General features: G+C 58.6%; 19 protein-coding genes. 11 read left to right on the top strand and 8 right to left on the bottom strand.

Features of this window, described 5'->3' with window-relative positions:
* Window positions 1–124 precede the first annotated feature (124 nt).
* The 3 genes from PVW27_RS19805 to PVW27_RS19795 are packed head-to-tail and all read right to left on the bottom strand — an operon-like array spanning window position 125 to window position 3,420.
* Window positions 125–667: an NADPH-dependent FMN reductase gene (locus PVW27_RS19805; RefSeq protein WP_274560704.1), complete on the bottom strand. Its 543-nt coding sequence runs from the start codon at window positions 665–667 to the stop codon at window positions 125–127.
* Complete coding sequence (locus tag PVW27_RS19800) at window positions 664–2,445, bottom strand: monovalent cation:proton antiporter-2 (CPA2) family protein (protein ID WP_274560703.1); 1,782 nt, start codon at window positions 2,443–2,445, stop codon at window positions 664–666. Before PVW27_RS19800 ends, PVW27_RS19805 begins: the two co-directional genes overlap by 4 nt.
* A gap of 33 nt (window positions 2,446–2,478) precedes the next feature.
* Window positions 2,479–3,420, bottom strand: coding sequence for a ring-cleaving dioxygenase (locus tag PVW27_RS19795; RefSeq protein WP_274560702.1), 942 nt, complete (start codon window positions 3,418–3,420; stop codon window positions 2,479–2,481).
* A 117-nt stretch (window positions 3,421–3,537) separates the two neighbouring features.
* On the opposite strand from PVW27_RS19795, the gene PVW27_RS19790 reads away from it, so the two are divergent.
* The 7 genes from PVW27_RS19790 to PVW27_RS19760 all read left to right on the top strand — a co-directional run bounded on the left by PVW27_RS19790 (window position 3,538) and on the right by PVW27_RS19760 (window position 12,404).
* Window positions 3,538–4,467, top strand: a complete 930-nt coding sequence (locus PVW27_RS19790; RefSeq protein WP_274560701.1) for a LysR family transcriptional regulator — start codon at window positions 3,538–3,540, stop codon at window positions 4,465–4,467.
* Window positions 4,468–4,575: 108 nt separating this feature from the next.
* On the top strand, window positions 4,576–4,833 hold the full coding sequence (locus PVW27_RS19785; RefSeq protein WP_274560700.1) for a hypothetical protein: 258 nt from the start codon (window positions 4,576–4,578) through the stop codon (window positions 4,831–4,833).
* 84 nt (window positions 4,834–4,917) lie between these two features.
* Window positions 4,918–5,361: a hypothetical protein gene (locus PVW27_RS19780; RefSeq protein ID WP_274560699.1), complete on the top strand. Its 444-nt coding sequence runs from the start codon at window positions 4,918–4,920 to the stop codon at window positions 5,359–5,361.
* 136 nt (window positions 5,362–5,497) lie between these two features.
* Complete coding sequence (locus PVW27_RS19775; RefSeq protein WP_274560698.1) at window positions 5,498–7,912, top strand: hypothetical protein; 2,415 nt, start codon at window positions 5,498–5,500, stop codon at window positions 7,910–7,912.
* A 300-nt stretch (window positions 7,913–8,212) separates the two neighbouring features.
* The gene (locus tag PVW27_RS19770; RefSeq protein WP_274560697.1) at window positions 8,213–8,992 is read left to right on the top strand and encodes a hypothetical protein; all 780 of its coding nucleotides are present in this window, start codon (window positions 8,213–8,215) and stop codon (window positions 8,990–8,992) included.
* 113 nt (window positions 8,993–9,105) lie between these two features.
* Window positions 9,106–10,944: a hypothetical protein gene (locus PVW27_RS19765; protein WP_274560696.1), complete on the top strand. Its 1,839-nt coding sequence runs from the start codon at window positions 9,106–9,108 to the stop codon at window positions 10,942–10,944.
* On the top strand, window positions 10,941–12,404 hold the full coding sequence (locus PVW27_RS19760) for a hypothetical protein (RefSeq protein ID WP_274560695.1): 1,464 nt from the start codon (window positions 10,941–10,943) through the stop codon (window positions 12,402–12,404). The genes PVW27_RS19765 and PVW27_RS19760 overlap by 4 nt, the downstream gene beginning before the upstream one ends.
* Window positions 12,405–12,526: 122 nt before the next feature.
* Here the strand turns inward: PVW27_RS19760 and PVW27_RS19755 are convergent, their stop codons facing one another.
* Window positions 12,527–13,204 (bottom strand): hypothetical protein, encoded by a 678-nt coding sequence (locus tag PVW27_RS19755; protein ID WP_274560694.1) that lies wholly within the window; start codon window positions 13,202–13,204, stop codon window positions 12,527–12,529.
* Between the two features lie 478 nt (window positions 13,205–13,682).
* Between PVW27_RS19755 and PVW27_RS19750 the strand changes: the two genes are divergently transcribed.
* The 4 genes from PVW27_RS19750 to PVW27_RS19735 all read left to right on the top strand — a co-directional run bounded on the left by PVW27_RS19750 (window position 13,683) and on the right by PVW27_RS19735 (window position 18,521).
* The gene (locus PVW27_RS19750; RefSeq protein ID WP_274560693.1) at window positions 13,683–13,982 is read left to right on the top strand and encodes a hypothetical protein; all 300 of its coding nucleotides are present in this window, start codon (window positions 13,683–13,685) and stop codon (window positions 13,980–13,982) included.
* Between the two features lie 94 nt (window positions 13,983–14,076).
* Complete coding sequence (locus PVW27_RS19745; RefSeq protein WP_274560692.1) at window positions 14,077–14,448, top strand: hypothetical protein; 372 nt, start codon at window positions 14,077–14,079, stop codon at window positions 14,446–14,448.
* A gap of 184 nt (window positions 14,449–14,632) precedes the next feature.
* A complete protein-coding gene (gene secD / locus PVW27_RS19740; RefSeq protein WP_274560691.1) occupies window positions 14,633–17,263 on the top strand; it encodes a protein translocase subunit SecD in 2,631 nt (876 codons plus the stop codon).
* 244 nt (window positions 17,264–17,507) lie between these two features.
* Window positions 17,508–18,521, top strand: coding sequence for a TerC family protein (locus tag PVW27_RS19735; protein ID WP_274560689.1), 1,014 nt, complete (start codon window positions 17,508–17,510; stop codon window positions 18,519–18,521).
* A gap of 74 nt (window positions 18,522–18,595) precedes the next feature.
* Here the strand turns inward: PVW27_RS19735 and PVW27_RS19730 are convergent, their stop codons facing one another.
* The 4 genes from PVW27_RS19730 to PVW27_RS19715 all read right to left on the bottom strand — a co-directional run.
* Window positions 18,596–19,399, bottom strand: a complete 804-nt coding sequence (locus PVW27_RS19730) for an undecaprenyl-diphosphate phosphatase (RefSeq protein ID WP_274560688.1) — start codon at window positions 19,397–19,399, stop codon at window positions 18,596–18,598.
* Window positions 19,400–19,495: 96 nt separating this feature from the next.
* On the bottom strand, window positions 19,496–20,221 hold the full coding sequence (locus PVW27_RS19725; RefSeq protein WP_274560687.1) for an exopolysaccharide biosynthesis protein: 726 nt from the start codon (window positions 20,219–20,221) through the stop codon (window positions 19,496–19,498).
* A 125-nt stretch (window positions 20,222–20,346) separates the two neighbouring features.
* Window positions 20,347–21,243, bottom strand: a complete 897-nt coding sequence (gene tatC, locus PVW27_RS19720; RefSeq protein ID WP_274560686.1) for a twin-arginine translocase subunit TatC — start codon at window positions 21,241–21,243, stop codon at window positions 20,347–20,349.
* 29 nt (window positions 21,244–21,272) lie between these two features.
* Window positions 21,273–21,540, bottom strand: a 268-nt coding sequence (locus PVW27_RS19715; RefSeq protein ID WP_274560685.1) for a hypothetical protein, incomplete at its 5' end; no start/stop codon positions are given.

Genomic DNA, 21,540 nt, shown 5'->3' with positions numbered 1-21,540 from the left:
CCACAGTGAAAATCCTCCCGCCCTCCCTGTCGCCAGAAAGGGTAAAGGTGGACGACTTTTACGCCGCCCGCAGCAGGCTCATCCCGCCGCTACCGTGGCCGACTTTCGCACCGCCGTTCTCACCTTAGATGGCTTGGACAAATCCGCGCAGAAAATCCGCCAGCCGATCGCGGCTGGCGGGGTCGGTCAGGTTTCCATCGGCATCAAAAAGATCGCCCGCCCGGGACACCATCAGCCGACCTTCGGCCCAGATGTCGGCCTTGAGCGTGCGCAGCACCGGCAGCCAGTGGTTCTGCGCCATGATCGTGCCGAACCCACCCGGCGACGCGCCAATGACCGCCACTGGTTTGCCCACCCACATCTCCAATCCAGGACCGCGAGACATCCAGTCGATGGCATTCTTGAACACGCCGGGAACACCGTTGTTGTATTCCGGTGTCACCAAAAGAACCCCGTCGGCGGCTTCCAGCAGGGCTTGCAGCGTTTTGACAGAGTCTGGAAGGCCGTTGGCCCGTTCCAGATCGCCATCGTAAAGCGGGACGTCGCGGATTGATCCGATCTTGATCCTCGCGTCGTCCAACTTGATCTCGGACGCGGCGCGCAGCAGTCCCGCGTTGAACGATGCGCGGCGCAGGCTCCCGCTGAGGCCGAGAATGGTTTTTGTCATTGCGGATTTCCTTTCAACGTGGATCTGGCCGGGGTCAACGGTTCCGGCACCGGCGCAGTCAACATATTGTCACGACCTGACATGATGTCACCCTGAACCTGTTCGGTGAGGCGTTGCGCATCGCGGCGGCGGACATCCTCCAGCGCCTCGGCTACGGTCGCTTCGTCCCAGCCCAGGCGGCGCAGCCCTTCCGCACCCATCAGGAATGCCGACTCGACCGTTTCGCGGATCTCGAAATCCACGCCGGCGCGGATCAACTCCATCGAATGACCCCGGTCATAGCTGCGCGCCAGAACGACTGCATTGGGAAACTCGTGTTGCACCAGCTCAGCAATGGTGCTGACTGTGCGGCGGTCATCGACACAGATCAGGATCACCTGCGCCTGCGATGCCCCTGACGCATGAAGGATATCCAGGCGCGCGCCGTCACCATAATAGACCTTGAAGCCGAAGCGCGCCGCGTCGCGGATGCGGTCGGGGCTGTTCTCGATCACCGAGACCTGCGCCCCGCGGGCCAGCAGCATTTGCAGCGCGATCTGGCCAAAGCGCCCGAAGCCAATGACCAGCACCTGACCACGCAGGCCATCCGCAGGTTCGACCCCGTCCAACGAGGGGCTGCCGTCGCGCAGAAGGCGGTCCGCGCCGATCAGGATCAGCGGTGTGATCGCCATGGACAGGATCACGACCGTCGAGAAGATCGCATTCTCGCGCGCGTCGATCACGCCACCGGCCAGGGCGGCGGTGTAGAGGACGAAAGCGAACTCTCCTCCTTGGGCGAACATGAAGGTGCGGCGCAAGGCGGGCAGGTTGGCCCCGCCGAAAATCCTCGCTGTGGTATAGATGGCCACCGCCTTGACCAGCACATAGACCACCAGCATTGCCAGAAGCAGTGGCCACTCCGCAGCGACCACCGTCAGGTTCAGTGACATGCCCACCGCCAGAAAGAAGAGGCCCATCAAAAGTCCCTTGAAGGGTTCGATATCGCTTTCGATCTGATGACGGTAACTGGAGCCGGACAGAAGGACACCTGCAACGAAGGCACCCATGGCCATGGACAGGCCGACTGTCGCCATCAGAAGAGCAGAGCCCAGCACCACCAGCAGCGCCCCGGCGCTGAGCACCTCGCGGGCCCGGGCGCGGGCCAGAAGCGCGAAGAACGGGTCCAGCAGCCAACGCCCGACCACCAGCAGCGCGACCAGTCCTGCAAGGGCGAGGGCCAGCGCGGTTAGGCCGCCTTCGCCCTGCGCGACGGGCGACAAAAAGGCCACGACCGCCAGCAAGGGCACGATCAGCAGATCCTCGAACAGCAGGATTGAGACGGATTTTTGCCCCTCGGGGCTGGCAAGCGCGCCCCGCTCTTGCAGGGTGGACATGATCACGGCGGTCGAGGACAGCACGAAACCTGCCCCTGCGATGAAGGCCGTCACAGGCGGCAGACCGAAGACGACCACCCCCGCCAGCGAGAGCAGGACGACCGCGAGGCTGACCTGTGCCAGCCCCAGTCCGAAGATCTGCCCCCGCAGCGCCCAGAGTTTTTGCGGACGCAGTTCCAATCCGATGACGAACAGGAACATCACGACGCCGAGTTCGGCGAAATGCAGGATCGTGTCAGGGTCTGTGAAGAAGCCCAGAACCGAGGGGCCGACCAAGGCTCCGGCGGCGAAATAGCCAAGGACAGATCCAAGTCCCAGACGCCGGAACAGTGGCACGGCGATAACCGCTGCGCCCATCAAAACCACCGCAGGTCCGATGACCGGCCCCAATCCTTCTGCTGCCATCGACACGCTCCTTTCCCAAAGTGAGGTGGTCTTTTAGTCCAGCCGCTTGAGGCGGGCCTCGATTGCGGCGCGCTTCGGTTCGAGGAAGGGCGGGAGGGACAGCGCCTCTCCCATCGTGTCGAATGGCTCGTCCACCGAGAAACCCGGTCCGTCCGTGGCGAGTTCGAACAGGTTGCCGCCCGGCTCGCGGAAATAAAGGCTACGGAAATAGTAGCGCTCGACCTCGCCCGAACTGGGCATACCCATATGGCTCAATCGTTCGGCCCATTGGCTGAGTGCTTGCGTGTCGGGCACGCGGAAGGCCAGATGATGCACGGCCCCCGCTCCCTGGCGCGCGACGGGCAGGCCGGGTTGCACTGCGACATGCACCTCTGCGGCTGGACCGCCTGCGCCCATTTCGAAGACATACACTTGGCCTTGCCCGTCGGGGCTGGGATAATCGCGCAGGAAGCGCATGTTCAAGAGATGGGTAAGGACGATTTCGGTTGGCTCCAACTGCGGGACCGAGAGGGTGATCGGCCCCAGCCCGCGTATCTGGTGTTCGGGCGGCACCGGGCTGCGCTCCCAAGGATGGGCGGGGCCGGGGGTGTCGGCGGTCAGGCGGAATCGCTGGCCTTCGGGGTCTTCGAAATCAAGCGTGGCGCGGTGATCTGTCTGGGTGATCTGGCTGTAGACCAAGCCGGCATCACGCAGACGCTTGGCCCAATAGTCAAGGCTGTCTTCTGCGACGCGCAAGCCCGTGCGGCTGATCGCGTTTGTGCCGCGCCTTTCTGGTGTTACCGGCCAGTCGAAAAAGGTCAGGTCCGAACCCGGACTGCCCGCGCCATCGGCGAAGAACAGGTGATACGCCGATGTATCATCCTGGTTGACGGTCATCTTGACGCGCCGCAACCCGAGGGTTTCGGTGTAGAAACGGTTGTTGCCCGATGCGTCTGCGGTGATGGCGGTCAGGTGGTGTATGCCTGTCAGGTCCATGGTGCCCTCCTTTGATTGCGCCCAGTATGGCAGGTGATGGCGCGCTTGTGCAGCACCAGTGCAACCAACCCAGTGTTCGCGATTGCCGAACGACCTGCGGATGCATAGAGTTTGGCCATGCGCTATACACTGGACGAGATCGAGACATTTCTGGCGGTGATGGAGCTTGGCACCGTGACCGCTGCGGCGGCGCATCTGAACCTGTCGAAATCCGTGGTCAGCAAGCGGGTCTCTGATCTGGAGCGGGCGTTGCAGGCGGCCCTTTTCCTGCGCAGTGCGGGCCGTGTTGCGCCGACCGAGGCGGCACTGCGTCTGGCGGAACAGTTGCGCCCCGCACTTGGTGCGCTGACAGCTGCCGCAGAGAGTGCGTCTTGGGGGATGGACGGGACTGCCCAGTTGCGTGGGCGGCTGTCGATTACAGCCCCTATGACCTTTGGCACGCTGTTTCTGAGCCCGATCCTTGCGCATTTCGCGCAGGCGCATCCGGAACTGGAGTTGCGAATTGATTTTGATGACCGCGCTCGCGATTTGATCCGTGACGGTTTCGATCTGGCCATTCGGATCGGCGAGGCGCGAGACAGTGCCTTGATCGGACGCACCCTATGCACCGACGCGATGATCGCCTGCGCCAGCCCGGCCTATTTGGCCCGGCACGGCCAGCCTGCGACACCTGCCGATCTGGCGGGGCATCAAGTGCTGAGCTATAGCCATCTTCCAGACGGGCATCTGTGGCAGTTCGAAACGGGTGGAAAACTTACTCCTGCACCTGTGCGTAGCCGTCTGACTCTGAACAATGGCGAGGCGATGCGGGACTTCGCCTTGGCCGGTCTTGGGCTGGCGATGCTACCCGGATTTATCGTGGCCGAAGCACTGGCAACTGGCGAACTGATGCCCGTGTTGCCTGACTATTTGACGCGAAAGATGCCCGTTCACGCCCTATGGCCACCGATAACGCCGATGCCCGCAAAGCTGCGGGCGCTTGTCGATCATCTCGCTGTGGAGTTGGCCGGGGGGCGTCCTTGGGCTGTGGGAGTGGCAGCGGTTTGATCTCAGCTCGCTTATCGTCTTTCGGACACGGCGAGGATCCACTCGTTGATTGGCAATCTGTTCTATCGCAAAATCAAGAATGTGCGTCACATGTATTGCAAAGAGTGATTGGCCAAGATTCCCAGATCCGATGGTCTGATTTCGCAACCTTTCGCGAATGGAAAACAAAAGTTCTGTCAGGCTGCATTCCGCTCTTTGGGCACGCCCATCAGGGTCGACGTTCGCGGCCCTGAGCTGACCTTCGCAGTCGGCTGCGATGCCGCAGAGCAGTTTCACGAGACCGGCCATTCGTGCATCGTGCAGTATTCTGAGATGGCAATTGACGGCTTTGCGGACGAGGCGGCTGTTCGCTACTGTGCTCATTGAAAGTGACACATTTCTTTCAGTTTGACATGTTAACAAGCAGCTCAGAAGTCTGTCAGCTACGCGAGAAGGAGGGAAAAGTCGACAATGCGTTCAATACGCAAGCCCCTCTCTGCTCGAGATTACACTCGGGCAGGCATCCTTACCGCGGCAATCCCGGTGCTGTTTGCTTGCGCAACATTATGGTTTGCGCCTTGGGCGTGCGATGCCAGTGCATGGCTTTGTCTGTTGCCGCTCACGCTCATATATGTTGCCCCGGTTGCCGCGCTTCTCCTGCCCCTGGCGGTCTGCCTAAATCGCCGCGCTGCATACTCACTTCCTGAAGGCTTCCTTTCGGTCACGCTTCTGACCGGGGGCTTGGCACAGGTGATTGTCTCAAGCTTCAGCATCTGGAGTAGTGCGCCGCATATGCGCCGCATCTTCTTCGTCGACATTTTGATCTTTCCTCAAGGATTTGCGGCGGGGGTTATGGTTGGAGCCCTATTTTGGTTGAGCCTCCACACCCTTTCGCGACGTCCAGATAGAAACTGAGCGTCCCTCAGTAGAACGCCAGCTGACCCTACGCGTGTCGCAGAACACACGCGGGGGTCGACTCCACAGCCCTCACGGACCGATTTGGCGTGCGAAGCTTTCTGCGTTGCCACCGTCGATACCATCTTCTTCGTAGTTGAGGAAATCGACGATCTGCCTCGCGAGCGGTCGAGGCAGCTCTTTTTGTTCTTCGCTTCGCGATGAACTGACCAATCTCCTCATCGCCAAGGACATTAACTTCAGAGGAAAGACGAGCATAACGATGCCTATTGTTGCAATCAGAACCTTGGCTGACCTACGGTCTGCAGTCCATGTCGGCGCTATAGGTGTGGCAAACATAAGCACCGCAGACCTCTATCTGGATCTTGCCGAGGGGCTTCTTGGGGCCGAGTTCGCCTGTGGTAATCTTGTTGAAAGTATCGAGGCCTTTGAGAAGCGCTTTCCGAATGAATTCAATGCGAGCATTATCCCTGGTTTTGATGACGATGTGCTCTATCGGAAATGGCGCAGCTTCATTCTGAAACTGTTGCGTCTGGCGGGCCATGCCGAAGGGGTAGACCCGGTAATCCACCTGAACATATTTGCAAAACGCGAAGGGATCGTTCCGATCAACCAAGCCGTGTATCGCCGCGCGTTCCCGGACTTGCCCCCTGCGAAAGTAAGTCGCGAGACGGCGATCGAATTTGACCGGCCGCTGCGGGGTCTCGAGCGACAAATGTTTCGGCAGGTGACAACAACTCTGGATCGGCTCAGGACCATAGCTGAGGTGACGCAACTCGGTCTTCTCGGACCCGGATCGATTGGACCACTTCCAAAATATGCACATGGTGATCAGGACAGGCGGCCATTGCCACCGCAGCTTGGTCAACTTTACAAAACACTTTCCCCGGCTGACGGGCGACTCCTGGCCCGGGTGTATAACATCGGCGTCGATGCCAGCATCTTTTCCTGCGCGGAGGACCTGTGTGGCGCGGACATGCTGGAGGGTGCCAAGCACAGTGCTTTGCGCGATGCGATCGCACGCATAACAAGCGAGGTCACAGCGAACGTTTATCTGAACACCGTGAAACGTGTTGTCGGGTGTCCGGACACCGAATTGGCATTGCCCACCGCCAAACAGCAGAAAGCAATGGACACCAAGCCACGCGCCGAACCGAAGCCAGATCCAAACACTTTGCCGGAATTCATTGAAATGGCGATTGCTGACTTCAAACAGGCAACCAATGCGCGGCGACAGCAAGTTAAGGAGCTTCGATCCGTGTTTCGCCGGCTTTGGACATCACGGTCCGCGTCCAGTATGGAAGAGCTGCTGGATGATGCAGAAAACCGATTCAGAGACTCGTCTGCCAACCTGTCTCCCCTCATGCAGACACTCTATGGCAGGGCGCTCCGTGCCTATTTGAAACATATCGGACAGGGGTGTCCTTGGACCGCGATCGGAGAGTCCAGCAAAAGAGACGGGATGCCACGCCGACAGCGACGCGGCCTTGCAACGGTTCGGCGGTTTGCAGCTGAGTTGAATTCGGCTCTGACGCCAGCGGATATTACGACAAACATTGCCGAGGAACTGTTCGCACTGGCGCGCAGCTCTGGTCGCAATAAGGACATTCCACTTCTTAGAACCGGTTTCGCATATCTCGATGCGCTGCGACCACTTCTACCCGAACTTCTGTCACCCATCATGATTGGGCAGGAGGTCAGTGCGCCGTCCAAATGGGGCGTGGAATTGCCGGAGGGTGTCGAAGCTGCAATCCGCGCGCACGCGCAATTCTCGGGATTCACACCAGCGGGTGAGAAGGCCCTCGTCGTCGCTTGTCGCAAATTGGTCTCCGTGACCAGGAGCCCAGACGATTTCATTTTGCCGATAAAGAAGATACCGTTTGCCAGGCTGATTGCAGACGCAATCCGACGAGACCCGAAGGGCATGCGCCCATATCGGACTGAACTGCTGCGCCTGGACGAGCGGCTGCGCCTGGAGTGGACACCGGGCTGGCGGAACCTGCAGAACTGTGTGGTAGCCGCAGGTGTGTCGCGCGCTGACAACCCGGTGGAAGCCATGCTCAACGTGGCGCGTCCCGCAGGTCTCGAGCCATGGCAAATGGACCGAGAATGGGCATTCTGTCACGAGCGCGATCTTCGCCCGGATTTGAGGCTGACCTGGTCGAACAATGTGGACCGTCTCGATGCGCTGCATGCGATACTTGGTTCGAATGGACGCAATCTCCTGCCGCCAGAGCGGCTCGGTCCGATGCCGCCACGCGGCGATCGCTTGCGAAACGCTGTCTATCCGTTGCCAAAAAGTGTCGAGCTTGCGATCGAGGGGGAGACGCCTCAAATGCTGGAATCCGCGCATTTTGTCTGGCGCTGCGCACGCGATCTTGGGATTTGGCAGCGCGGCGATGCGCCTGATGCGCGGGAGCTCTTTACCGATAATGTGCTGGAGCGCGTTGCCAAGGGTCAGACGTTGATCGCACCGGCGTCTGCCGACCATCATCGGGCCCGTATTGAGGACTGGCGACGCGGGCGCCTCGATTGGTTCGAAGCTGCGTAACTTTGTTAGGACCGGGCAAATGTTCAGCCCTCTTGTGATCGGGACCTGAACGGAGCGACTGCATTTCTGCCCAGCGGTGCTTCGACCTACATTCAATCAAGGAGCTGTCAGCTCGATTGGTGAACGTCTGACCAGAACTGCTCCTTGTGTGTCTCACCAGGCATGATTACTCAACCATGTCTGTCTGTCTGTCTTTCTGTTATGCCTATGACAGCGTGATGATTTTTTTCTCCTGACGGGCAGATATTTTTTCCGTGGCATGCGCGCGCGACCCATCTCCTGAAAAACGGGAGATGTTGAATGACACCAAGCCTTCGGAACCACAATGTCACACGTGCCGAACTGGCACCTTGGCTGACAATGTCGCGCAATCTGGTGGCGCCGACCCTGGCGCGGTTCGGCATCTTGCCGCTGAGCGGGAAGTTCCTGATGCCGCGGATCTATCTCCATCTGCTCGGAGTAACGCCGGCCGACGCGGACCAGGTGGAAATGTTGGGGCAGGGCATGGTCAGGCTCGGTGCTGTCGCGGACCGGGTTGGGCGCGCAGCCGACGATCTGTTGAACGATTTGCGCAGGGGCAAGAACGACTATCCACCACTCTATGTATTGGGGCCGCGCCAGCACCTCTTCTTGCGCGCGCAAATCCAGCAGATGATCCTCAGTCCCCGCAACAGTTGGCATGCTTTCACCGGTGCAGAAGGGCATAGTGCTCGTAAGCGGGAACTCGCCTGCGCGTTGAATACGACAAAAGAGAATGTCGATCTGCTGCTGGCCGACAAGATGGATCTGCCCGCCCACATTCTGTTCAAAGGCCAGATCCGCTTCATCCTGTCCGATGCGCGACGGCGCCTTGAAGCGATCGTGGAGCAGCCCTGCGCGTCACAAGAGCAGCCGCAGCAGCCGCAGCCGCAGGAGATGCCCGACGACATGCCCAAGGGGATCATGGCGCGGGCGCTACAGGCAAGTCTGGCTGGCGCTGCCACGAGATCAGAACCACCCCAGGAACGCCCTCGATCCTGCCCAGAATCCCGCGAAGGCGGTTTTGCGCACGGCAAGACCTCAGAGGCGAAACTCTCGTAAATTTAAGGCTCCGGTAAGTGTTCAGAAAAATCGCCTCTGACGCACTTTTCTACTTCGTGTGCACGCTAACCGACCAATATCCCACATAACTTTCCAGATCAGGAGAACCACAGATGAGTTTCCTTTCCACCGTCGCGGCTGCAGCGATTGTCCCGCCCGATGAGATGATCGCGCGCAGGGTCTCGATGCAGACCGTGCTGGACGACACAACCGATGAGACCGAACGCAAGCGCGTGCGACGGGTCTCTGATTTCTTCTTGGAGCCTCTCTCTACCCTCGATGGCGGTGGTGATCTGCTCGGATGGTTCGATGACCAATTCCCGGAGGTGAAGGCGCTTGGCGCGCGCCCCTTGCCAGGCGCCGATCGTCAATTCTGGTCCAGCAAGAGTGCTTATGCCAAATGGCGAGAAGTCGTCAGGCGCCGGATCCGGACAACCAATGGGGATCTGGCTGCGCGAGAGGAGTTGCGTGCACGGGATGATGGGTGGACTCCACTGTTGCGCCATCTGAAATCGATGACCAAGGACGATGGCCCGGTCCACCATGGGCAATATGGTGCGATCGTCACTTTTGCAGACCTGGCACGCCAGAATGAATTGGAGCCATCGGAGTTGACACCGAGCAACATCGCCGCATTGCTGGATGTGTTGCCTGCTCATCTGCGAGAGAAGGCGACACAGACCATTTTCTCGCTGAACCGCCTGAAAGTTCACCCCAGTGTCGCGGCTTTTCTTCCCGCGACATTCGATGTCAGCTCCTTGCGAGTGACTGCGCAAACACACGTCCCAGATACGATCAGAAACATGATCGACGCGATGTTGGACAAGGCCCAACTTGAGGCTGACAGCTATGACGATGTCACACAGACTTGGAAGATCCGGTTCAATGAAACCTCGCGTTCGAACTATTCGGCCGCGTTGATCGCCCTCGCACGCGGCGCTGCTGATGCAATGCAAACCAATCTGGCGTCATTGAACTCACTCCAGTCACTCTTCGCGTGTGAAACCCGTCGGGCCGTCATCGCTCATTGGACGGAGATGGCAGGAAAAAGCACCGGATTTCAGGCGCGCACGGCGGCTGGCTATGTCCGAGTTATCATTCAGATTGGTGAGGCCAATGGCATTGACGTGAGCGAGTGGAGAAAAAGCCGGAAAAACAATGCTTTTCTACTCGAGGGGAAGGACAGTGCTGAAAAAATGGCAAAAAAGAACATGGTTTTCTGCCAGAATCTGATGGCAAGTCGGCAGTCCATCAAGATTTTCCTGAGGCAGCATGTTCTGTATCAGCAGAAGGCAAAGCGGATCCTTTCAAAGGGAACCCCACTGACCAAAAGTGATTTGGAAAAGATTCGTAGGTTAGGGACCTGCGCTGCATTCTCCGCACTTTGTTTGCGCGGCGCTGCCCTTCGGAAAGGCACTGCACTGTCGATCAAGTCCCACGGCCCGGAGCAAAACCTCCACCGCATAAAAGACGGTGATAAAAGACACTTTCTACTGAGGATCTCTAAAAAGAATATGAAGGGAGAATATGTAGAATTGCCGCCTATTCCAATTCATGACAATCAGTATGCGGGTTATGAAGTCATTGACTGGTTTTTGAGAGAAATACGTCCACTGTTTGATCATGCAAATCCGGAATGGTGCGAGAACAATAAAGTGGCGCAAACGCCTTTTCTGTTCCCCTCGGAAAAATCAGCAAAGGCTTTGAATGGCGCCTTGCTCCACAAGTGGATCTCAAAATCCAGCTACTCAATAGGCATCCCAATGCGACCACACAATTTTCGCCACGGGCTTGCAACACTCTTGCTGGCGAAATCTTGGGGAAACAGAAACCGAGCTGCTGATTATCTCGGATGCTCAGTCGGCGTGATCGATACCTATTATGGATGGATTGACAAGCGACAAAAGATCGAGGGAACGCAGGTTATATTGGCGGAGTATTTGTTCTCATGAAGCGTAGTGAAATTCTCGCGAAACCACGCTGGCAGCCCATGGCGAGGTTGCCTCAGCTTCTGGGACTGCCACTGGATCAACTGAGCGCGCTTGATAGCTTGATCGATTTCATGTCTGAACAGGGGATTACCCAATTGACGAGTGCGGATGCGCGCGTCTGGGCGCGCCTGACACTGGGAGTTGACGGTCTCGCGCACGCGCAAAAGGCGGTGCTGGCGCTGGAAGGCTCTGAGGCGCCCGAAATCAGCGCACTTCGGTCTGCAACAGATGATCTGGGCAAATGCCGAGATTACGCAGCGATAACGAGAAAGCCACGGAGGGAATACAAGAGACGGATTTCTGTCCCTTATCGTGACTTGCCAGAACGTTGGCGTCATCAACTTGCTCGTGTAGATGGGCAGCGACAAGATCGCACAATCGCTCGCGTCGACAGCCTTTTTGATCGAATGGTGCAGAAGCTGTGCCAGTATGCGTGGTTTATGCGGGAGTCTGATTTCGAGGTTGAGTTGACCGTCGACGGTCTGCGCGCCTTCTATCAGTTTGAGACCAACCGAATTTCGAGCCACGGAAAACCGCTTCGTCCGGCAACTGTTCTCGCGACTTTTTCCGATTTGCGCGACTTTATGCGCTACTCCGGAGACTATTCCCCCGACTTGTTGGATCAGATGCACACAGTGATCCAGAAGCTTGAGGATGGTGCTGATGGCGTCATCGCCCTGAAATACGATGCTCTCGCCAGGCTTGAGGTCAAGAATATCATCCCCCGCGCGATGTCGATTCTGGAGGGGCTGACCAAGTATAAAAACCTTGCTCAGCGGCTGATACAACGCAACCGTGCAATGGCGCTTGCTTTGCCTCCGATGACACCCTTGCGACGGGAGTGGCATGATCTTCACTTCGGCCGCGATCTCGTATGGTTCGATGGTCGCTATCGGTTCAAGGACTACAAGCTACAGAAAACGCGCAACATTCCTGGGCGTGAAGACTATGAAGGCTCGGTTGAGCCGAGCGTCCAGCACTTCGTGGATGCCGTTCTTCTCCAAGACGATGATCCCAAGTTTCTCGAGGCATTTCGTGCTCGTGCCGAGAAAGATGGTCGCCCACTTTTCCTGCACCCCAACGGATCAGAAGTGGCGACCAATTACGTCTCGCAGGTGTGGTCAGTTGAGTTCGGGACGGGGGCGCACATCAACCGAACGGTCCTCTATGAAATCATGTTCGCGCTTGGTCTGGATGCGACACACGGCGCCATGCTCATCAATGATCACAACTCTGGGCCATCTACCAAAAAATACATCGGAAAGCAGGCGAGGGCTTTTGCGTTCGCTGTGGCCTGTGAGGCAAGGGACGAAATGTTCTCGGACCTTTCCGACGATGACGACGAGGACCCTTCAGGGGACCCTTCAAGTCAAGCCTTTGATTGGGAACAGCTGCCCGCTATGGCTAAAAGAGCAATCTAAGATCTGGGACCGAAGAGATCGCTGTCTTTTCGGTGCCTGTCTAAGCGCCGCGATCCCCGCTGGCTGGGGCGTTCAAGAGAAGCGCGAGATCGCACTTTGACATGGTGTCCGCGCTCTCAGGGTCAACCTGATTGCGAAATCTCTACGTCAGGCGCTGAAGTGATCTCTCTCATGGTTTTCAGGATCGCATCACGAAACCCAGGTTCTCGCAGTTCGTTCAGGAACTGATCAATCATCGTGACGCTTTGCGTTTTCTGGTTCAATTCAGTCTCAAGCTTTGCTCGTGTTGCCGCGGCTGCCTCCAAGTCAGCTTGTAATGCTTCACACTTGGCCTGCAATTCGGAATTGCTTGCAACAAGATCGGTGACTTTGGTTTCGAGTTCTGAAATTCTCCAATTCGCGTTTCGTTTATCAAGTCGCAGGACTTCGACCTCTCTTGTGGCCTCTTGCTGACAAACGGCGTTCTCTTGGCCGACAAGGAGAAGGAGATGTCTTTTCAACTCGGCCAGCATTTCATCCACTGCCGGATCGACCGATTTGGGAAGTGCGGCGAGGATTGACCGCTCTTGCTCACCTGAAATATCCGCCAGGACTTGCAGGACATGAGCATGAAGACTTTGTTCGTTTATGCCGGGACTGACATCGAAGTAGCTGCAAAGCTTGGACTTCACCAGTTTCGCATCAATCTCTTCTGGCAACAGCCCGCCTGCAAGAAGGGCCACCAGGACTGTATGGATTTGTTCCAGGTTGTATTGCGCAGGGCGACCGCCGCGACTTTTCTTCGTTGTGTTTTCGACCATGATAGGTTTGCCTTTCAGTTTGCGGAACTCGGTTTGCGAAACCGGCGTGCGATCCTTCAAGCCAGTGTGTTCGCTGCATGGGACATGGTGTCCCACAAGCCATGACAATCGGGTCTGTGATTAAGGTTCGTTATCTGGCAGCGCTTGAGCCAGAAGTTGGGCAGCGTTGCCGTTCTTGTGAGCCAGTGGGTCATAGGCTTGAAGGTTCATGACGCAACGCGCTGTCCGCGCGACCCTTGCAAGACCGGACAAGGCCTGCACAATCTGTTGTTTGCTGCGTCTCCGCGTGCCTATCATGATGAAGTGTCGAGCGGAGGGATGATGTCAGGCTTTCTTTTCAAAAGTCTTGAGGAGCTCAGCGACGGATTGGCCGACAAGGCCTTTTCCGCAACAGAGCTTCTGGAGCAAGCCCTGACAGTGGCCTCGAATTGTTTACGCAGGGCTGGTGCTGAGGCGGCGCACGTCCCACATAGGGGGGATGCAAAAGCTGAAGTCCCTGTGGCGGGGCGACATTGAATTGAGTGATGCGTTCTGGACTTGGGTTGTCCTGGGCGGCCTTCTGGTCAATGTGACCACAAGCATTCTCTTTCTGGTGCTGATTACGCTCGACTTGCCATGGTTGGCGCTGGCGGTCGGCTATGGTCTTTCGGTGCCATACAATGTGGTGGCGCTGGTCGGTGTCTGGCGCGCCGCCGCGCGCTATCAAGGGCCGGGTCATCATGCAGACCTGGCACGTGGTGTGTCGGCGATCCTTCTCGCCGGTCTGAGCCTGACATGATCCCGGTGATCGGCGCCCTGCCTGACGCTATGGCAGCTTGCAGACCTCATGCAGCAGATTGTCTTTCGCCCGGATTGGTGGGATGTTGCGCCCCATGATCAGAACCCACCAGATCGCAGCTCTGACCCGCCGGACGCTCGCCGTCTGGTCTCTGCTGCTGTCGCTGCTGCTGGTCTGGTCGTTTGGCACAGACCAGGGCCATGCAGGGTCCGGTCACGTGGCGCAGCAAGAGGCGATCAGCCTCCAGGGCACGCCCGAACTTGCTGCCTTGCAGATCAAGCCAAGCCCCGTCCAGCGGCCTGCGGATGACAGGTTCGGCACGGGTCCCGACGCATCTCTGCCGACAGACCCGTCCGTTCCTGACAGGGTCCCGCTGACTTCTGACAGCTTGGCAGGGTTGAGCCTGGATGGCCCACCGGGCCGCAAACATGCCCCACACAGCCCAAGGGCACCGCCCGCAGCCTGACAACTGGTCGTTCCCTCATGCGGGCCAGCATTGTGCGCGATCCGATACCGTCTTGATGCCATGCCCTGTCCGGCCGGCATGACGCCGGGTCAGCGCCCCTCTCTGGCCGCATGACCCTTGCAGATTTCACCGATCAAGCCGGACCGGGCCAGGCGCCCGCCCTTTATCGGCCAAGGATAAACCCATGTCCAAAACACTCATCTGGAAACGCCTCCTGATCTGGAGCGTTTGCCTCTGGGGGCTGATCTTTGCCCTGCCCAATGCCTTCTACCCGCAGGTTGAGCGGTATAACGATGCCCTTGCCGTGCAAACCGAAACCGGCGCGCTGCCGTCAGCACAGGCCGCCGATCTGACGGGCTGGCCCACCTGGCTGCCATCAAGCCTTGTCAACCTCGGGCTTGATCTGCGCGGTGGCGCGCATCTTATGGCCGAGGTGCAGGTCGAGGATGTCTATGCCGCGCGCATGGATGCCTTCTGGCCGCAAATCCGCGACGCGCTCCGCGATCTGCGCGACGAGGTCGGAACCATCCGGCGGCAGGACGCTGCCACCGGCGAATTGCGCATCGCTCTGTCCGAGCCTACCGGTGAACAGGCGGCCCTGGCCGCTGTCCGCGCGCTGGCCTCGCCTGTGACCTCTTTGACGGGGGCAGGACAGAACGACATCGAGGTCCGCGCCGATGGGGGCGTGCTGATTGTGACCCTTTCGGCGGCGGAACGTGCCGCATCGGATCAGCGCACGATGCAACAAAGCCTTGAGATCATCCGCCGCCGCGTCGATGAGGTGGGCACGCGCGAACCCACCATCCAGCGTCAGAGCGAGGATCGCATCCTGATCCAGGTGCCGGGTATCGGCTCGGCCTCCGAGTTGAAGGCGCTGATCGGCACCACCGCAAAGCTGAGCTTTCATCCGGTCCTCGGACGCGCCGCAAGCGCCGAGGCTCCGACAGAACCCGGCACGCTGATCCTGCCCTCGCTGGATGAGGCGGGGGTGTTCTACATCGTCGATCAAAGCCCGGTCGTCAGCGGCGACAACCTTGTCGATGCGCAGCCCGCCTTTGACCAGAACAACCGCCCGGCGGTCAATTTCCGCTTTGATCCCACCGGCGCGCGGGCTTTTGGCGATTATACCGCCGCCCATATCGGCAGCCCCTTTGCCATCGTTCTGGATGACGAGGTGATCAGCGCCCCGGTGATCCAGAGCCATATTCCCGGCGGATCGGGCATCATCACCGGCAGTTTTACAGTCGAGGAAAGCACCGATCTGGCCGTGTTGCTGCGCGCGGGCGCCCTACCTGCAGGCATGAGCTTTCTGGAAGAACGCACCATCGGGCCGGAGCTGGGGCAGGACAGCATCGACGCCGGACAACGCGCGGCGGTGATCGGTATGGTGGCGGTGATCGTGTTCATGGTGGCCTGCTATGGCACTTTCGGTGTCATGGCCGTGGTGGCACTTGGGATCAACATGACGCTGCTCATGGCCGCGCTATCAGTGATGGGCGCGACCCTCACGCTTCCAGGGATTGCGGGGATCGTGCTGACCATGGGCATGGCGGTGGATGCCAACGTCCTGATCTTCGAGCGTATCCGCGAGGAGTTGCGACAGGGCCGTCCCGCCGGGCGCGCTATCACGCTGGGCTTCGACAAGGCCCTGTCCGCGATCATGGACAGCAACCTGACCGGGCTTCTGACCGCGCTGATCATGTTTGCCATCGGCTCGGGCGCGGTGCGCGGCTTTGCCGTGACGCTGGGTCTGGGTATCCTCACCTCGATGTTCACGGCTGTCTATGTGACGCGCCTGATCATCGAGACATGGATGCACTGGCGCAAACCGGCCCGGATCACCCTGAAAGGCTGGATCAAGCTGACGCCGGACAGGACCACGATCGACTTTTTCCGCGCGCAATGGGCAACCTTTGGCGTGTCGGCATTTGCGGTTGTCGCCTCGCTGGTGTTGATCGCGACGATGGGGCTGAACTTCGGGATCGATTTCAAGGGCGGCACGACCTTCCGCACGGAATCGGTGCAGGAGATTGATCTGAGCGCTTACCGCACAGCGCTGTCCGGTTTGCAACTGGGCGATGTGGCGATATCCGAGGTGTTCGATCCCACCTTCCGCGCCGATCAGCATGTGGCGATGATCCGTATTCAGGCGCAGGAGGGGGTTGAGGCGATTTCCACCGCCACCATCGCGCAGGTGCAGGAGACGTTGCGGTCGGTTGATCCGGCTGTTGCCTTCACGGCGGTGGATTCGGTCGGCCCCAAAGTCTCGGCCGAGCTGATCTGGCTGGCGCTGGCCGCTGTCGGGGCCGGGGCGATGGGTATCCTCGCCTATGTCTGGATGCGGTTCGAATGGCAGTTCGCGGTGGGCACCGTGGCCGCACTGGTGCATGACGTGATCGTCACCATGGGGGTCTTTGCGCTGTTCCAGTTGCGCTTCGACCTGACCATCGTGGCGGCGCTGCTGACGATCCTGGGGTATTCGGTCAATGATACGGTGGTCATCTTTGACCGGCTGCGAGAGAACCTCGCGAAATACAAGACCATGCCCCTGCGCGACCTGATGAACCTCTCCGCGAATGAGACGCTGAGCCGGACCCTGATGACGGCGGTGACGACGCTGATCGCACTTGTGGTGCTTCTGGTGTTCGGCGGCGACGTGATCCGTGGCTTTGTGTTCGCGATGCTCTTCGGGGTGATCGTCGGCACATGGTCCACGCTTTATGTCGCCAAGAACATCGTGCTGTTTCTGGGACTGGACCGCAGCGACAAGGCCAAGCGCAAACCTGACCACGAGTTTGCCAATATAGACGCGTGAAGCTTTGGACACACCGATCATCGCGCCGGTGTGTTCTTTTTCCCAAAGGCCGAAATCTCTTTCGGTGGGGCTTGAAGGCCAACCACGGGATACCAATCTCGCAGTCACGGGCCGGGCCCCTCTGACGATGGTCAACCATCGTGATGTCGGACCGTAACAAGTGCGCTTGTGACATGCCCGGATCGGATCCTCCCTCTGAACGGGCATGTTCAAAGCGCGTCACAACGCTCATGAGGGTCCTGCATTGGAAATCCTGTTTCTGCTCTTTCTGGGCAAGCCGCTTTGGATGTGGCTTGTCTTCCTGACCATTGTCATTGCACTGCTGGTCTTTGACCTTGGCGTTCTGCACAAGGACGATCACGAGATCGGTGTTGCCGAAAGCCTCAAGCTCTCGGCGATGTATATCACTTTAGGTCTTTGCTTTTCGGGCTTCATCTGGTGGCAGATGGATGCCACCGCCACGGCGCAATATCTGACCGCATTCGTGGTGGAAAAATCCTTGGCGATGGACAATATCTTCGTCATCGCGCTGATCTTCGGCTTTTTCGCGATCCCGCGCGAGTATCAGCACCGAGTCCTGTTCTGGGGTATTCTGGGCGTGATCGTGTTGCGCGGCATCATGATCGGCCTTGGGGCCACGATCGTGGATCAGTATCACTGGGTCCTCTATATCTTCGCGGCCTTCCTGATCTTCACCGGGATCAAGATGCTGTTTGTTGCCGACAAAGAGCACAAGATCGAAGAGAACGGACTGCTCCGTTTCCTCAAGCGGAGAATGCATGTAACCGAGCAGTTGCACGGCCACAGCTTCTTTGTCCGCAAGCCGCATCCTGAGACCGGCCGTGTCGTGCGCTATGCCACGCCGCTCTTTCTGGCGCTGATCATGATCGAGATTGCGGATCTGGTCTTTGCCGTGGATTCGGTGCCGGCCGTGTTCACGATCACGACCGATCCTTATATTGTCTACACCTCGAACATCTTTGCCATCCTTGGCCTGCGCGCGCTCTATTTCGCGCTGGCCGCGATCCTGCACCGGTTCGCCTATCTGAAATATGCGCTGTCGATCCTGCTGGTGTTCATCGGCTCCAAGATCTTCATCGCAGATCTGATGGGATGGGAGAAGTTCCCGCCTGCATGGTCGCTGGGCATCACCTTCGCTATTCTTGGCGCCGGTGTGGTGTTCTCGCTCTGGAAGACGGGCACACCCAAGGGCCACCCGGTGGCGGTCACCGCAACGGAGAACCCGCCGCGCATCTGACCGGTGCCGCCGCGTATCGTGACAATGAGGGGGCGCAATTCGGTTGCGCCCCTTTTGCATGTTTCAGCGATGGGTCAGCCCTGTAGCGTCAGCGCAACCAGTGCCAAGCCGCCCACAATGATGCGCCACCACCCAAACATGGCATAGCCATAGCGCGACACATAGCCCACCAATCCGCGCACGACGAACACTGCCACCACGAAGGCCGCTACGAACCCAAACGCGATCTCGGTCATCGATCCGCTGTTCAGAACGGCGCGGTTCTGCCACAGGTCATAGGCGAAGGCACCAGCCATCGTGGGCATCGACAGGAAGAACGAAAACTCAGCCGCTGCTCGCTTGCTGGCCCCCAGCGTCAGGGCCCCGACGATGGTCGCGCCAGACCGTGACACGCCGGGTATCATCGCAAGGCATTGAAACAGTCCGATCTTCAGGGCCACACCAAGCGGCAGACGCATCGCGTCGTCAAAGCGCGGCGCAAAGGCAATCCGGTCCACGACCAGCAGGACAACGCCCCCAAGGATCAGCATGATTGCAATCAATCTTGGGCTTTCGAACAGGATGGTCTTGATAAAGTCATGCGCCAGAACACCGATAACCACGGCAGGTAGAAAGGCGATCAAGACTGACAGGATCGTGCGGCGCGCCTGCGGATCACGTGGCGCGGCTGCGAAAAGCGTCCAGAGCTGCGCGGCATAGACCAGCATCACCGCCAGCACCGCGCCCAACTGGATCACCACCTCAAAGGTTTTGCCCGCGCTTTCGAACCCCATGAAATGTCCCGCCAGTAGAATATGACCGGTGGACGAGACAGGGATGAACTCGGTGAGCCCTTCAAGCACACCCAGGACAAGAGCCGCGAACAATGTCTCCGGCATGAGGGTCACCTTTCGAGATGCAGATGGATTGGCAGAGTCGCCAAGGTGGCTGATCGGCGATCGTGGGGCTGCCGACCACGGCTATACCCCGGGCCCCTAAGCGAACGCGTTTATCAACAAGAAGAGGCTCGATTTGATGACCGCGTAGACCACCCCTCCAGCCACCACAATTGCAATCAACCCTACGAATACCCCCAGAACAACCCAGAGCCCGTCCCGCTCGAGGATCCCAAGTGCAATGAGGCACATGGCAACTGATGGGGTCATGTTGCCGAAGGGGATCGGTAGGGACAAAACGATAGCGAGCACAAGGAAAAGAACACCCAGGACATGTTCTGCCCGGTGGCTGACAAAGAGCCCCCAGCGTGGCCGCAGCAGCCGTTCCGCCCGCGCCAAAAGGGGCGCAAGACGCGCGATGAACTGTGCGAACCTGTCTCGCGGCACGGATCTGTCGGCGATCATACGCGGCAACCATGGAATGCGGCCCATGATCATCTGTATCGAGAGATAGATCAGTGGCACTCCCAACACGCCTGCCAATCCTGGTGGAGACGGCAGAATATTCGGAAACGCGAAAATCAGGATCAGGGCGGCACGACCCCGTCCGCCCAGCGTCGCAATCAGATCATTGACGGCCACCACGTCACGCGAGGTATCCTCACTGATCTCGGTCAAAATCTGAGATAGCGTTTTCTTGGGAACGCGCCTTTCCGCCACATCATCGGTTTCGTCGTGGCGCTCTAATTCAGTAACTTTTATGCCCGCTTCAGTGCCGCCCTCCAATTTGGAGGTCTCGAAGTTCGTCATTTTGTCGGTTTCCATGGAATGATATCTATCGATGGCGCGATGGCTGGACCTCTTTGCAATGCCATGACCGGTCCGAGAGACACAGAAGGGTGAAAGCTGAGCGCTTTGCTCTTGGAAGCTGCACCCCTTGTCACCAGAGCTCATCTGCTTGCATCCCTGGCATCAGTTTCGCCGGCCAAATCAACACCAAGATCTTCTTCAAATTCCTCGTCGTCGTAATAGCCTTCCGCGCGCAGCTTCTCTTCGCGCTTGGTCTCGACCCGACGGACCAGGAAGATCGAAATCTCATAGAGCCCATAGATCACCGAGAAGAGAATGATCTGACTGACCACGTCGGGGGGCGTCACAAGCGCCGCCACGATCAGGATCCCGACCACCGCATACTTCCGCACATTCGCCAGCCCTTCGGAGCTGACGATGCCCGCTTGGCCCAACAGCGTCAGAAGGACTGGCAACTGAAAACATAGACCGAAGGCCACGATGAACGTGATCGTCAGGCTGAGGTATTCCTGCGCCGAACCCTGGAAGGCGATACCTGCCACGGCGCTCTCCTCGGTCGCGCCTTCGCCCAAGAGGCTGCCAGGTTGCTGAAAGCCAAGGAAGAAGTCAAAGGCAAGCGGAGTGATGGCGTAATAGGCAAAGGCCGCGCCCAGAAAAAACATGAATGGCGAGGCCACGAGAAAGGGTAGGAAGGCGCCCTTCTCGGACTTGTAAAGACCCGGTGCGACAAAGCGCCAGAGCTGGAACCCGATATAGGGGAAGGACAACATCAGCCCGCCCAACAGCGAGATCGAGACCGCGACGAAGAAACCTTCCTGCAGACGGATCAGGATCAGACCGCAATCCTCATGCCCGCGCTGCTCCATCGCGGAACAGAGTGGTTCGGTCAGAAAATTGAAGATCGGGTTCCAAACTGAAAAGCAGATCACCATCCCGATGACAAAGGCTACCACAGAGTGGATTAACCGTGTGCGCAGCTCTGCCAAATGCTCGATCAGGGGAGCACTGCTGTCGTCGATCTCGTCTTGTTTTGTCACGCTCTATCCTGGCAACGTTCAAGCCACTGTCATTGGCCTGGAAACGAGAAAATTGGCTGAAGAACAGCCGCGATTGCCAAACGGAAGCTATGGAACTGACCTGTTCCCCAGCGAGGCTTCTCGATCTGTTTTCGAAAATGATGCAGACAGTTGAGCCGAGCTCGCTTGGGCATCAGTGAGAACGGCGGTGCGAAAGTCGGCCACGGTAGCGGCGGGATGAGCCTGCTGCGGGCGGCGTAAAAGTCGTCCACCTTTACCCTTTCTGGCGACAGGGAGGGCGGGAGGATTTTCACTGTG

The organism is Seohaeicola sp. 4SK31, from assembly GCF_028802875.1.
Classification (GTDB): domain Bacteria; phylum Pseudomonadota; class Alphaproteobacteria; order Rhodobacterales; family Rhodobacteraceae; genus Seohaeicola.
The sequence above is the reverse complement of the archived record's forward strand: the minus strand, read 5'-3'. Positions and strand labels throughout refer to the sequence as shown.

Excerpts from the sequence above, each read along its gene's own strand:
- PVW27_RS19805 (WP_274560704.1), bottom strand. The coding sequence starts at position 667 with ATGACAAAAACCATTCTCGGCCTCAGCGGGAGCCTGCGCCGCGCATCG.
- PVW27_RS19800 (WP_274560703.1), bottom strand. The coding sequence starts at position 2,445 with ATGGCAGCAGAAGGATTGGGGCCGGTCATCGGACCTGCGGTGGTTTTG.
- PVW27_RS19795 (WP_274560702.1), bottom strand. The coding sequence starts at position 3,420 with ATGGACCTGACAGGCATACACCACCTGACCGCCATCACCGCAGACGCA.
- PVW27_RS19790 (WP_274560701.1), top strand. The coding sequence starts at position 3,538 with ATGCGCTATACACTGGACGAGATCGAGACATTTCTGGCGGTGATGGAG.
- PVW27_RS19780 (WP_274560699.1), top strand. The coding sequence starts at position 4,918 with ATGCGTTCAATACGCAAGCCCCTCTCTGCTCGAGATTACACTCGGGCA.
- PVW27_RS19770 (WP_274560697.1), top strand. The coding sequence starts at position 8,213 with ATGACACCAAGCCTTCGGAACCACAATGTCACACGTGCCGAACTGGCA.
- PVW27_RS19765 (WP_274560696.1), top strand. The coding sequence starts at position 9,106 with ATGAGTTTCCTTTCCACCGTCGCGGCTGCAGCGATTGTCCCGCCCGAT.
- PVW27_RS19760 (WP_274560695.1), top strand. The coding sequence starts at position 10,941 with ATGAAGCGTAGTGAAATTCTCGCGAAACCACGCTGGCAGCCCATGGCG.
- PVW27_RS19755 (WP_274560694.1), bottom strand. The coding sequence starts at position 13,204 with ATGGTCGAAAACACAACGAAGAAAAGTCGCGGCGGTCGCCCTGCGCAA.
- PVW27_RS19750 (WP_274560693.1), top strand. The coding sequence starts at position 13,683 with ATGCAAAAGCTGAAGTCCCTGTGGCGGGGCGACATTGAATTGAGTGAT.
- PVW27_RS19745 (WP_274560692.1), top strand. The coding sequence starts at position 14,077 with ATGATCAGAACCCACCAGATCGCAGCTCTGACCCGCCGGACGCTCGCC.
- secD (WP_274560691.1), top strand. The coding sequence starts at position 14,633 with ATGTCCAAAACACTCATCTGGAAACGCCTCCTGATCTGGAGCGTTTGC.
- PVW27_RS19730 (WP_274560688.1), bottom strand. The coding sequence starts at position 19,399 with ATGCCGGAGACATTGTTCGCGGCTCTTGTCCTGGGTGTGCTTGAAGGG.
- PVW27_RS19725 (WP_274560687.1), bottom strand. The coding sequence starts at position 20,221 with ATGGAAACCGACAAAATGACGAACTTCGAGACCTCCAAATTGGAGGGC.